Annotated in this window: 11 protein-coding genes; 5 read left to right on the plus strand and 6 right to left on the minus strand. The window is 61.8% G+C overall.

Annotation, left to right across the window (positions count from 1 at the left end; all coding sequences use genetic code 11):
* Window positions 1–75: 75 nt before the first annotated feature.
* From purC to rpsO, 6 genes are all read right to left on the minus strand, one after another.
* Window positions 76–792, minus strand: a complete 717-nt coding sequence (gene purC, locus VGI36_02270) for a phosphoribosylaminoimidazolesuccinocarboxamide synthase (protein ID HEY2483939.1) — start codon at window positions 790–792, stop codon at window positions 76–78.
* A gap of 128 nt (window positions 793–920) precedes the next feature.
* Window positions 921–2,369 carry an adenylosuccinate lyase gene (purB, locus tag VGI36_02275; GenBank protein ID HEY2483940.1) on the minus strand — a complete coding sequence of 483 codons (1,449 nt, stop codon included), beginning with the start codon at window positions 2,367–2,369 and terminating at the stop codon, window positions 921–923.
* 41 nt (window positions 2,370–2,410) lie between these two features.
* Window positions 2,411–2,851 carry a dUTP diphosphatase gene (gene dut / locus VGI36_02280; protein ID HEY2483941.1) on the minus strand — a complete coding sequence of 147 codons (441 nt, stop codon included), beginning with the start codon at window positions 2,849–2,851 and terminating at the stop codon, window positions 2,411–2,413.
* Window positions 2,852–2,985: 134 nt separating this feature from the next.
* Window positions 2,986–4,248, minus strand: a complete 1,263-nt coding sequence (locus tag VGI36_02285) for a pitrilysin family protein (protein ID HEY2483942.1) — start codon at window positions 4,246–4,248, stop codon at window positions 2,986–2,988.
* Between the two features lie 22 nt (window positions 4,249–4,270).
* Window positions 4,271–6,364 carry a polyribonucleotide nucleotidyltransferase gene (locus tag VGI36_02290; GenBank protein ID HEY2483943.1) on the minus strand — a complete coding sequence of 698 codons (2,094 nt, stop codon included), beginning with the start codon at window positions 6,362–6,364 and terminating at the stop codon, window positions 4,271–4,273.
* 163 nt (window positions 6,365–6,527) lie between these two features.
* Window positions 6,528–6,797, minus strand: a complete 270-nt coding sequence (gene rpsO / locus VGI36_02295) for a 30S ribosomal protein S15 (protein ID HEY2483944.1) — start codon at window positions 6,795–6,797, stop codon at window positions 6,528–6,530.
* Window positions 6,798–7,043: 246 nt separating this feature from the next.
* Between rpsO and VGI36_02300 the strand changes: the two genes are divergently transcribed.
* The 5 genes from VGI36_02300 to VGI36_02320 all read left to right on the plus strand — a co-directional run bounded on the left by VGI36_02300 (window position 7,044) and on the right by VGI36_02320 (window position 11,746).
* Window positions 7,044–7,583 carry a PH domain-containing protein gene (locus VGI36_02300; GenBank protein HEY2483945.1) on the plus strand — a complete coding sequence of 180 codons (540 nt, stop codon included), beginning with the start codon at window positions 7,044–7,046 and terminating at the stop codon, window positions 7,581–7,583.
* A gap of 2 nt (window positions 7,584–7,585) precedes the next feature.
* On the plus strand, window positions 7,586–8,221 hold the full coding sequence (locus tag VGI36_02305; GenBank protein ID HEY2483946.1) for a ribonuclease HII: 636 nt from the start codon (window positions 7,586–7,588) through the stop codon (window positions 8,219–8,221).
* 96 nt (window positions 8,222–8,317) lie between these two features.
* A complete protein-coding gene (gene pdhA, locus VGI36_02310; protein ID HEY2483947.1) occupies window positions 8,318–9,325 on the plus strand; it encodes a pyruvate dehydrogenase (acetyl-transferring) E1 component subunit alpha in 1,008 nt (335 codons plus the stop codon).
* A gap of 13 nt (window positions 9,326–9,338) precedes the next feature.
* Entirely contained in the window at window positions 9,339–10,313 is a 975-nt protein-coding gene (locus VGI36_02315) for an alpha-ketoacid dehydrogenase subunit beta (GenBank protein ID HEY2483948.1), read from the plus strand.
* 41 nt (window positions 10,314–10,354) lie between these two features.
* On the plus strand, window positions 10,355–11,746 hold the full coding sequence (locus tag VGI36_02320; protein ID HEY2483949.1) for a dihydrolipoamide acetyltransferase family protein: 1,392 nt from the start codon (window positions 10,355–10,357) through the stop codon (window positions 11,744–11,746).
* Window positions 11,747–11,816 lie beyond the last annotated feature (70 nt).

Here is an 11,816-nt window from a genome sequence, read left to right on the forward strand (position 1 = left end):
GGGAAACGCCCGGAGGAGCGGTGCGCTATCTCAAACATCGGGACTCATCTGCTCCGCGCGCCGGAACCGCGACACTCAGCTCTCCACCCTGCGCAGCATCTCGTGGTAAGCCTCCTCCACGCCACCCAGATCGCGGCGAAACCGGTCTTTGTCCAGCTTTTGGCGCGTCTGCTTGTCCCAGAAGCGGCAGGTGTCGGGACAGATCTCGTCGCCCAGCAGGATCTCGCCCTTGTGGCGACCGAACTCCAGCTTGAAATCGACCAATAGTACGCCGCGCTCATCGAGGAAGCGCTTGAGGATTTCATTGACCTTAAGTGCCAGTGACTTGATTTGCTCGATCTCGGGCGCAGTCGCCCACCCGAATTCGATCGCGTGTTCGGGGTAAATCAGCGGATCATCTAGCGGGTCGGACTTGTAGTAGTACTCGACCACCGGCTGCTTGAGCGGCGCGCCCTCCTCGCGGCCGAGCCGCTTCGCCATCGAGCCCGCGACGATATTCCGCACCACGGTTTCGACCGGAACGATATCGAGGCGCTTGCACAGCATCTCGCGATCGTCCAGGCGGCGGACAAAATGGGTCCTGACCCCGGCGCGTTCCAGCAGAGTGAAGAACAATTCCGACATCCGGTTGTTCATCACACCCTTGTCTTCGATGGTCCCGCGCTTTTTGGCGTTGAACGCGGTCGCATCGTCCTTGAAGTACTGGATCACGAGGTCCGGGTCCGACGTCGTGTAGAGCTTCTTGGCCTTGCCCTCGTAGAACATTTCACGTTTTTGAGGAGCAGATTGCACTTTTATCTCCGTTTGCTTTCAACTATCTGACTGCCGCTAGGCCGACAACGAAACCGTCCGGACGACTATCCACAACAGGGTTTTTCTATTCACAACGCGCGTCGAACCGGGGTGCGTGAATCTCTCTATCACCCTCCCGATTTGGGCGCGTAACGTTCAACCAATGCCGCCGCGAGGCCTCCGTAGCTGCGCGGCGAGAGCTTCCGGAGCGCTTCGCGAGCGCGGTTTTCAAGCGGCAAAGCCTCGATAAATTCCTGGATCGCGCGACGGTCGACTCTCCGGCCACGGGTCAGCTCCTTCAGAGTCTCATACGGCCGTGGCAGCCCATAGGCGCGCATCAGCGTCTGAATACCCTCCGCAACCACCTCCCAGGCCTCCTCATCCTCAAGATCCGCGGCGATTCGAGGCTCGTTGACCTCGACGCGGCCCAGGCCTCGCTCGAGTGCCGCCAGGGCGACTACCACGTGCCCGAACGCGGTCCCCACCGCGCGCAGCGCGGTGGAGTCGCTCAAGTCCCGCTGCCAGCGGGAAATGGGCAGTTTCGCCGCCAGATGCCCCAGCAGTGCTGATGCGGTCCCGAAATTGCCCTCGGCGTTCTCAAAATCAATCGGATTGACCTTGTGTGGCATCACCGACGAGCCGGTCTCGCCCTTGACCGCCTTCTGGCTGAAGTAGCCGATCGAGATATACGCCCATATGTCGCGGCAGAAACCGAGCAGGATGGTGTCGATGCGTTCAACCACCGCGAACATCTCGGCCATAAAATCGTGGCTTTCGATCTGCGTGGTCAGCGGGTTCCAGACCAGGGCCAGACCCTCCACGAATCTCCGCGAATGGGCGAGCCAATCGACCTCGGGAGCAGCAAAGTGATGAGCATTGAAATTGCCGACCGCGCCGTTGCATTTGCCCAGATATTCCTGGCGCCGGAGCTGGGCAAGCTGGCGATCGAGGCGCGCCGCAAAAATGGCGAGTTCCTTGCCAAGAGTGGTCGGCGAGGCTTCCTGGCCGTGGGTTCGCGCGAGCATGGCAAGCGAGCGGTAGCGATAGGCCAGGCCGGAAATACGCGCAACGATCTTCTCGATCTGCGGAATCAGCTCTCGCTGCGCGAATTCCTTCAGGCTGAGCGCGTAGGCGAGATTGTTGATGTCCTCGCTGGTACAGCCGAAATGTACCAGCTCGATCGGCAGTTTTCCGTCCACCATCGCCACGCGTTCTTTCAGGAAATACTCAACCGCTTTCACGTCGTGGTTGGTCTCGGACTCGAGCTCCTTGACTTTGCGGGCATCGTCGAGTGAGAAGCTCTCGTAGATTGCCCGCAACTTTTTCTGCGTTGCTGCCGGCAGCGGCGCCAGCGCGTCGAATCGAGAATTTTCCGCGAGGGTCAAGTACCATTCGACTTCGACCCTCACGCGATAACGGATCAGGGCGAACTCACTGAAATATTCCGCCAGTACACGCGTGCGTGCGCGGTAACGCCCATCGATGGGGCTTACCGCCATCAAAGCGGCATCGATATCGGCCGACTTGAATGCCACCGGGACTCGAGATCGTTTGAGTACCACGGAATTATCGCCCATCGCCCAACACCTAGATAGAGGGTCGCGTTCTTTCAGTTCGCTCACCGTCCGGTGTGCCCGAAACCACCCGGTCCGCGGCCACTTCCGGCGAGTTCATGCACTTCCTCGATCTCGGCCCGCACCGCGGGCGCGATCACGAGTTGCGCGATGCGATCGCCCGGATGAATTTCAATCGTGCGGTCGCCCAGGTTCACGATCAGCACCTTCACCTCACCACGATAGTCCGCGTCGATAGTTCCCGGTGAGTTGATCATGGTGAGGCCTTCATTGATCGCCCGGCCGCTGCGAGGTCGAACCTGCCCCTCATAGCCGGGAGGAATTTCAATCGTCAGGCCGGTCGGAATCGCACGCCGCTCGTGGGGAGCGACGAAAACGGTGCCGCTGACGTCGGCTGCCAGGTCCATCCCGGCGGCATGCTGAGTTTGATATACGGGAAGCTGCGCGCTTTGGCGAAGACGCCTGAATTTGATGACTACGCTCATGCTTGGGAGAAGTGCTCCAGCAGCTCCGATCAAAGCGGAATGCTAGAAGCAAAGCGAGCGCAGCGGCGCTGGAATTCCACAAATGCCCGCTCCCGGTTGCCCTGCCCTTCATGCGGACCAAGGCGCAGAAGACGCTAGCCGAGTTCGGAAAAAACGCTGGTGCCGAGCTGGCGGCCCTTTAGGTCACCGAGCAGGGCCATCGCCATCTTGCCGGGTTCGAACAGCGCATTCGCCAGTTCGACGATCTGATCTGCGGTGACGCTGTCGATGCCATCGGCCAGTTCTTCGAGCGGGACCTCGCGCGCAAAGTAAATCTCGTTGCGCGCGAGCCGGTTCATCCTGCTCTCGGTCCCTTCCAGACCGAGCAGCATGTTGCCTTTGATCTGGCTCTTGGCGCGCGCCAATTCCTCGGGCCTGAGACCCTCCCGCACGACCTTGCGGATCTCCTTGAGCGTCACTTCGAGAACTTCGTCGAGCCACTCTGGATTGGTCCCCGCGTAGATGAGCGAGTAGCCGCAGTCCGCGTACGATGCCATCGATGAGTAAATACTGTAGACGCGGCCGCGCTTCTCGCGGACTTCCTGGAACAAGCGCGACGACATCCCGCCCCCCAAGGCGGTGTTAAGCACGTAGCTGGTGTAGCGCAGGTCGCTGACCTGGCTTAGGCCGGGACCCCCGATGCAGATATGCATCTGCTCGAGCTGCTTCTCGTGGTTCACCACCATCGGCGTTTCGTCGGGTGGCGCAATTTTCTCGACTCGCCCATCGCCGGGAATTCCGCCGAACAGGCGCTGGCAGTCGTGCACCAGTTGATTGTGATCCACCTGTCCGGCTGCGGCGATGAAGATTCGACCCGCGCGATAGCGCTCGCCCATGAATGACACCAGGAGGTCGCGATCGATCCGGTTTACCGTAGCGACGGAACCGAAAATCGGCAGCGCCAGCGGATGGCCGCGCCAGAAGTTGAGCGTAAATAGGTCGTGGATGAAATCGTCCGGGGTGTCTTCGGCCTGGGAGATTTCCTGCAGGACCACCTGGCGCTCGCGATCGATTTCTTCCGGGGCAAACAGCGACTCCAAAAAAATGTCGGCGAGCAGTTCGGTGGCCATCGGCAGATGCTGCCCCAGCACCTTGGCGTAGTAGCAGGTGTACTCCTTCCCGGTAAACGCGTTCAGCACGCCGCCGACCGCGTCCATCTCTTCGGCGATTTGCGCGGCGGTGCGCTTGCGCGTGCCCTTGAACAACAGGTGCTCGATAAAGTGGCTCACACCATTGTCGGCAGGTTCTTCGTAGCGCGAGCCGTTCTCCACCCAGATTCCGATGGTGCTCGAGAGGACGTGCGGCATGGACTCGGTCAGAACCCGCAGGCCGTTGCTTAGGCTGGAGCTGGAAATCATCGGCTGATCTGCTGGCCGCGGACTACTTGGCCCGCGCCAGGTCCTGCTTCGCCTCGCGCAGCGAGAGCCGGATCTTGCCGCTGCGATCCACGTCCAGAACCTTGACGTCGACCTCGTCGCCTTCACGTACCACGTCCTCGACGCGGCGCACGCGCTCCTCAGAAAGCTGCGAGATGTGGAGCAAGCCGTCGGTGCCCGGCATGATTTCAACGAACGCCCCGAACTCGACCACCTTGCGCACCTTGCCGTGGTAGATCTTGCCGACCTCGGGCTCGGCACAGATCGCCTGGATTGCTGCGATCGCCTTTTCCAGCGAGGGGCCATCCGCCGACGCGATGAGCACGGTGCCGTCGTCCTCGATATCGATCTTGGCGCCGGTTTCCTCGACCAAACCGCGAATCACCTTGCCTCCCGGGCCGATCACCTCGCGAATCTTGTCGGGCTTGATGTGAATGGTCACGATGCGCGGCGCGTAAGCCGAGATGTCCTTGCGCGGGGTCGCGAGCGCTTTCTCCATCACCGACAAGATGAACAGACGGGCGTCGCGCGCCTGGTAGAGCGCCTGGCGCAGGATCTCGCGGGTGATGCCGCCGGCCTTGTTGTCCATCTGGATGGCGGTCACGCCGCTAGCCGTGCCGGCGACTTTAAAGTCCATGTCGCCGAGATGGTCTTCGTCTCCAAGGATGTCGGTGAGGACCGCGACCTTGTCCCCTTCCTTGACCAGTCCCATCGCGATTCCCGCGACCGGCGCCTTGATCGGGACGCCGGCATCCATCAGTGCGAGGGTTCCGCCGCAGACGGTGGCCATCGAGGAGCTGCCATTCGATTCAAGCACCTCGGAGACCACCCGAATCGTGTACGGAAAATCCGCCTCGTCCGGCAGCACCGGCGTGAGCGCGCGCTCCGCCAATGCCCCATGACCGATTTCGCGCCGCGACGGAGCGCGCAGAAATTTGACTTCTCCCGTGGAAAACGGGGGAAAGTTGTAGTGCAGCATGAATTTCTTGAATCGCTCGCCGAGCAGCGCATCGATCTTCTGCTCGTCCGAGCCGGTACCCAGGGTTGCGGTCGCCAGCACCTGGGTCTCGCCGCGACTGAACACCGCCGAGCCATGTGTGCGCGGCAGCACTTGCACCTCTGCGCTCAGCGGGCGGATGTCGGTGGGCTTGCGATCATCGATGCGCCGGCCCTTGTCCAGAATTTCGGAACGGACCCGTTCGCGCACCAGCTTGTCACAGGCCTCCGCCAGCTCGCCGCTGCGCTCGGCGAATCGTTCGCCCAACTGGGCAACGGCCTGGTCAGTCAGCGAGTAGAGCGCCGTGTTGCGCTCCTTCTTGCTCGCGATCGAGAGCGCCCGCTCGATGCCATCGCCGATCTGCTGCTTGACCGCCACCAGCAGCTCCGGGTCCAGAGCCTTCTGGGTGAATTCACGCTTGGGCTTGCCCGCGAGGTTGCGCAGCTCTTCCTGCATCTCGAACAGGGGTTGCATCGCCTCGTGTGCGGTAAACAGCGCCTCGACCACGGTGTCCTCGTCGACCACTTCAGCACCGCCTTCGAGCATCACGATCGAGTCCGGCTTGGCCGCGACCATCAGCGAGATGTCGCTGTTTTCCAGGTTTCCGATCGTCGGGCTTACCGCGATCTTGCCGTCAATTCGACCCATCCGAAGCGCCGCCACCGGACCATTGTGCGGCACGTCGGAGACCTGCAGGGCAGCCGACGCCGCGATGAGCGAAAGCGCCTCGGTATCGTTGTCCCGATCGGCGGACAGAACGTTGACGATGATCTGTGTCTCCCGATCGTATCCCTTGGGGAACAAGGGGCGCAGCGCCCGATCGATCAACCGCGAGGTGAGAATTTCCTTCTCCGACGCGCGCCCCTCGCGCTTGAAAAATCCGCCGGGAATTTTTCCCGCCGCGAAAGTCTTTTCAGCGTAATCGACGGTCAGCGGCAGGAAATCGACTTTGTCGCGGGCTTCATAATCCGAGGTAACGGTGGCGAGTACCACCGTTTCGCCATACTGGGCGAGCACCGAGCCGTGAGCCTGCTTCGCGAGCCGACCGGTTTCGAGCGACAAACGTCGCCCTGCGAGGTCAATTTCGAGTTTTCGAGACATGGTTGTGACACCTGAGGGAGGAACCGGGCCGCGGGACGACTGCGGATTTTTCTGATCCGCCGGGCACCTCGGATGGTGCGCCCGAGGACCGGTCGAGCGACCGGCTCGGGCCCGCGTCTGCCCCTCTCAAAGGGGAGCGACGCGGCCGTAAATGAATTGCGGCCTATCTCCGGATACCGAGCTTTTCGATCAGCCCTTTGTAACGGGCAAAGTCGCGGGAACGCAGATAGTCCAGCAGCCGACGGCGCTGGCCTACCAGCTTGAGCAGGCCGCGACGCGTATGATGATCTTTCGCGTGCGTGCTCAGATGCGAGGTGAGCTGCTCGATGCGCGCCGACAGCAGCGCGACCTGTACCTCAGGCGATCCGCTGTCGTTGGCAGTGCGAGCGTTGGCTTGGACTATTTCCCGTTTGCGGGCGACAGAAAGGGGCATCAGGAGCTCTTACTTTTTCCCTATCTTCCTTTGTTAGCCGCCCAAACTAGCAGAGGGTCATCGACGAGTAAAGGTTTCCGAATGGCTCTCTTAGTTCAGCAAAAATGTCCGCTTCTAACCGCTCAGCGAAAGTGTCCGCCCGGATGCGTGGCGGTGGGTAACCTCGCGCCGCCGATTTGACGATTGCGGGCCGCCTCCCGATAATCGCACAGTGAATGGAGCGAGGTGAGGTGGCGGGGCGGCGCGATGCGATGCCCTCAGTGCGGTTTTGAGGCAGCCCAGGGCGCGATGTTTTGCTCGCGCTGCGGCACCCGGTTGTTCGCGCCGAAGCCGGCGGCGATACGCGAGTACGCGCTCCTCAAAGTCCGCCCTTCGCTATGGTACTGCGCCAACTTCTTCATCGTCGGTTTGCTGGTAACCGCGTTCGGCGGACGTACTTTGTATGTTCAGCACAACCTGTGGCGCATCGCCTTCGCGCTGATGGCGCTGGGAGTCGTAATTTTCGTGAGCGGATTCGTGGCAAACCGTTCGGTGGATTGGAGCGTGACTTCGGACCGGATAATCGAGCGCCGAGGGGTGCTCGCGACTACTCGCCGGGAGATGGAGCTTGCCGACATTCGCTCGGTCGAAGTTTCGCAACGCTTCCTGCAGCGGATGCTCGGGCTCGGAGATGTGACGATCGCGTCCGCGGCGAGCGCGGACTTCATCGTTCATCTGAGCCATGTCGCCAAGCCAGGCCAGATCGCTGAGACCGTGCGCCAGGCGCGTCTGAAGAGGCTCGCCTGACCATGACCCGTCATCCCGACCTACGCCACGAACGCAAACTCTGGCGTACCGGCATCGAGACGGTCGCGGGAGTCGACGAGGCGGGGGTCGGCCCGATGGCGGGTCCGGTGGTTGCCGCCGCGGTGATCTTTCAGCCGGAAACGTTTATAAAGGGCGTGCACGATTCCAAGCAGCTGCTCGTCGAACAGCGCGAGGAACTGCACGTTAAGATCCGCGAACGCGCGCTTACCTTCGGCATCGGGGTCGCGGAGGTCGAGGAGATCGATCGCCTCAACATCTATTGGGCAACCATGCGCGCCATCGAGCGTGCGCTCGGGGCCCTCAAGCGAGCGCCGGAACACGTATTGATCGATGGCCGCAAGGTTCCCGGCCTGGCGATCCCGCAGACCCATATCGTCGGTGGCGATCGCAAGAGTTTCTGCATCGCCGCCGCCTCGATTCTCGCCAAGGTAACCCGCGACCGAATCATGGCTGCTTATGATGACCAGTACCCCGGCTACGGCTTCGCCCAGCACAAGGGCTACTGCACAGCGGATCATTTTCAGCTCCTCGAACAGCTCGGGCCTTCTCCGATCCATCGCCGTTCGTTCTCCCCGGTGGCGCTCGCCGCGCAGCTGAAGCTGGATCTGATCGGCTGAACTGTATACTACTTGACTATAACTGTATGAATGTTGATTAACCCTTTCTTGATTGATCGCAGTTAATCATCTAGCGTGAGTTTGAGGGTTTCTTTTATGGCGCTAGAACGCGATAAGCATTCCGCCCAGCGTGCGCTGCTCACCCTCCAGGAGACGCAGCTGCTAGAGCTCTACCGCCGGATGGTGCTGATCCGGCAGTTCGAGGAGAAAACCGCCGAGATGTACGCGCGCGGCAAGATCACCGGCTTCTGCCATCTGTACGCGGGCGAGGAGGCGGTTGCTGTCGGTGCGATCTACGCGCTTTACGACAAGGACTACGTCCTCTCCACCTACCGCGAGCACGGACACTGCCTGGCCAAGGGCGCCGACCCCAAGGTGGTGATGGCTGAGCTGTTCGGAAAGATTACCGGGATCTCCAAGGGGCGGGGCGGCTCGATGCACCTGTTCGACCCCGATCTGCGCTTCATGGGCGGCTACGCCATCGTCGGTGGCGGACTGCCGATCGCAACCGGGCTGGGACTTTCGGTGCAGTACAACGAAGGCCCCGAGGTGGTGTGCTGCTTCTTCGGCGACGGCGCGCTGCCGCAGGGCGCGTTTCACGAATCGCTCAACATGGCATCGCTGTGGAAGCTGCCGGTTGTGTTCGTCTGCGAGAACAACTTTTATGGCATGGGCACGATGGTGCAGAACGCCATCTGTCAGGAAGAACTCTACCGCTTCGCGGAACCGTACAAGATGCCGGGCGTGCGGGTGGACGGAATGGATGTGCTGGAAGTTTACGGCGCCACCATGGAGGCGGTCGCCCGGGCCCGCGAAGGCGACGGCCCTTCATTGATTGAAGCCGTCACCTATCGGTTCCGCGGGCACTCGATGTCGGATCCCGCCGAGTACCGGTCCAAGCGCGAGGAGCGCATCTGGCAGGAGCGCGACCCCATCAAGAATCTCCGTCGCCGGATGCTCGGCGAACGGCACGTCGCGGAGGCGCGCCTCGGCGACATTGAAGCCGCGGTGGCCCGCGAGATCGAGGAAGCGGTGAAGTTCGCGGACGAAAGTCCCGAGCCTTCGGTCGACGAACTGGGCACAGGCATCTACGCGGGCTCCTGAAGGGACTTTTCCAATGGCGAAAATCAGCTATCGCGAAGCTCTCAACATCGCGCTGCGCGAGGAACTCGACCGCGACGAGCGCGTTTTTATCATGGGCGAGGAAGTCGGCTACTTCGGCGGCGCCTTCAAAGTGACCGACGGGCTGCTGGCGGTGTACGGCGAGAAACGCATCCGGGACACTCCCATTTCGGAACTCTCGATAGTGGGTGCGGGGGTTGGCGCCGCGATGGGCGGGCTCAAGCCGGTAGTCGAATTGATGACCATAAATTTTGGCCTGCTCGCGATGGATCAGATCGTCAACCACGCGGCCAAGATCCATTACATGTTCGGCGGCAAGGCCAAGGTGCCGCTGGTGATTCGTGCGCCGCAAGGCGGGGGCCATCAACTCGGCGCCCAGCACAGCCAGAGCCTGGAGGCGTACTTTCTGCATTGCCCGGGCCTGCGCGTGGCAATTCCCGCAACCCCGGCCGACGCCAAGGGCCTGCTGAAAACCGCGATTCGCGGGGACGATCCGGTGATGTTTCTGGAGCACGAATCGCTCTACGGAATCAAAGGTGAGGTTCCGGACGACAAGGACTTTGTGGTCCCGTTTGGAAAGGCCGTGGTGTTGCGCGAAGGCAAGGACCTCACCATCGTCGCCTACTCCAAGTGCGTGTACGATGCGCTGGCGGCGGCCGAAGCGCTTGAGGAGGGCGGCATCGACGCCGAGGTTATCGACCTGCGAACCTTGAATCCGCTCGATCTCGAAACCCTCGTCACCTCCACCAAGAAGACCGGGAAAGTGATCATCGCCTACGAAGGATGGCGCACCGGCGGCGCCGGTGCCGAGATCGCCTCGCAGATCTACGAAGCCGCCTTCGATCATCTCGACGCCCCGGTGGGACGCGTCGCTTCGCTCGACACTCCGATGCCCTACAACGCCAAGCTCGAGCACGCGGTCCTGCCGAGCTCGGGCGACATAGTTAAAGCCGCCGAGGAAATGATGTAGCGCGCCGCAGCGACCGGCCACGCCGTCGGAAAGAGCCAGCCATGAGCAACGAAATTGTAATGCCCAAGCTCTCCGATACGATGGAAGAAGGCAAGATTCTCCGTTGGCTTAAGCACCCCGGGGACACCATCCACCAGGGCGAGCCAATCGCGGAAGTCGAAACCGACAAGGCCGACATGGTGCTGGAGTCGTTTGCGGAAGGGATCCTCGATCAGATCAAGCTCAAGGAAGGCGAGAGCGCCCCGGTCGGAGCGGTGATCGCGACGATGCGCGGCGCGGGCGACGCCACCCGGCCTTCTGCCGCTGCGGAATCCGTCAATGGACCGAGTGCCGAGACCAAGTCGAAACCAGTGGAAAAGAAAAGCGCACCAATCCCGATTCGACCGAAGACCAGGAAAGACCTTCCTGCCGCACCCACCCCGCCGCCACCGTCGGCCGCGGACGAGGACGTGAGCGAGGAAGTGCATCCCGCGATGAGTTCACGGCGCTCCGCCGCACCCACCGCCATTCCGATGCCTCCGCGCGCTCCCACCGCCACTTTGGTCGATCGCGTCGAACCGTCCCCCGACGGGCACAAGTTCCGCGCCTCGCCGCTCGCACGGCGCGCTGCCGAGGAAGCGGGAATCGACCTTGCCGCCGTACACGGCACCGGCCCGGAGGGTCGGATCACGAAACGCGACATCGACAACTTTCTGCGCGAGCAGCAGCTCTTCCGCTTTCGCCGCATCGTTTCGCCGCGCGAGGGTGCGCCGGGGTCGCACGAAGACCTGTCCAGAATGCGCAAGACCATCGCGAATCGGATGGCTGCATCCAAACGCGAGATTCCGCACTTCTACGTGACGATGGAAATCGACATGGCGGAAGCGGTGAAACTCAAGACCTCGCTCGCCCAGGCCGAACTGATCGAAGAGGACATCACCTACAACGACATTATCGTAAAGGCCCTCGCGCTGGCGCTGGCACGCTATCCGCGAATCAATGCCTCCTTCGAGAACGATGGCATCACGATTCATCCGAATATCAACATCGGCGTCGCGGTCGCGGTCGAAGATGGTCTGGTGGTCCCGGTGATCCACGCATGCGAGCAGCTCTCACTAATCGAGATCGCCGGGGTGGCACATCGCCTGGTGGCAAAAGCCGGGCGCGGCGGTTTCACCGCCGGTGAGTTGTCAGGCGCGACCTTCACGATTTCCAACATGGGCATGCTTGGCATCGAACATTTCGCCGCCGTGATCGTTCCGCCGCAGGCCGCGATCCTGGCGGCGAGCGCAATCAAGGATCGCCCGGTAGTGCGCGACGGCGCGCTCGCGGTTGGTAAGACCATGATGGCGACGATGTCGTGCGACCATCGGATCATCGACGGGGTGGTCGCGGGTCGGTTCCTCCAGGAACTGAAGCGGTTCCTGGAAAATCCGGCGAGCCTGCTGCTGTGAGCCATGCTTCGCTAGAATGATGGTGTGACCCGCGCGTGCACCATCAGCGCAGGCCCGAAAGGATCTCAGC

This window comes from Candidatus Binataceae bacterium, from assembly GCA_036495685.1.
Lineage (GTDB): Bacteria > Desulfobacterota > Binatia > Binatales > Binataceae > JAFAHS01.

Excerpts from the sequence above, each read along its gene's own strand:
- VGI36_02315 (HEY2483948.1), top strand. The coding sequence starts at position 9,339 with ATGGCGAAAATCAGCTATCGCGAAGCTCTCAACATCGCGCTGCGCGAG.
- VGI36_02290 (HEY2483943.1), bottom strand. The coding sequence starts at position 6,364 with ATGTCTCGAAAACTCGAAATTGACCTCGCAGGGCGACGTTTGTCGCTC.
- pdhA (HEY2483947.1), top strand. The coding sequence starts at position 8,318 with ATGGCGCTAGAACGCGATAAGCATTCCGCCCAGCGTGCGCTGCTCACC.
- VGI36_02320 (HEY2483949.1), top strand. The coding sequence starts at position 10,355 with ATGAGCAACGAAATTGTAATGCCCAAGCTCTCCGATACGATGGAAGAA.
- purB (HEY2483940.1), bottom strand. The coding sequence starts at position 2,369 with ATGGGCGATAATTCCGTGGTACTCAAACGATCTCGAGTCCCGGTGGCA.
- VGI36_02305 (HEY2483946.1), top strand. The coding sequence starts at position 7,586 with ATGACCCGTCATCCCGACCTACGCCACGAACGCAAACTCTGGCGTACC.
- dut (HEY2483941.1), bottom strand. The coding sequence starts at position 2,851 with ATGAGCGTAGTCATCAAATTCAGGCGTCTTCGCCAAAGCGCGCAGCTT.
- VGI36_02300 (HEY2483945.1), top strand. The coding sequence starts at position 7,044 with ATGCGATGCCCTCAGTGCGGTTTTGAGGCAGCCCAGGGCGCGATGTTT.
- rpsO (HEY2483944.1), bottom strand. The coding sequence starts at position 6,797 with ATGCCCCTTTCTGTCGCCCGCAAACGGGAAATAGTCCAAGCCAACGCT.
- VGI36_02285 (HEY2483942.1), bottom strand. The coding sequence starts at position 4,248 with ATGATTTCCAGCTCCAGCCTAAGCAACGGCCTGCGGGTTCTGACCGAG.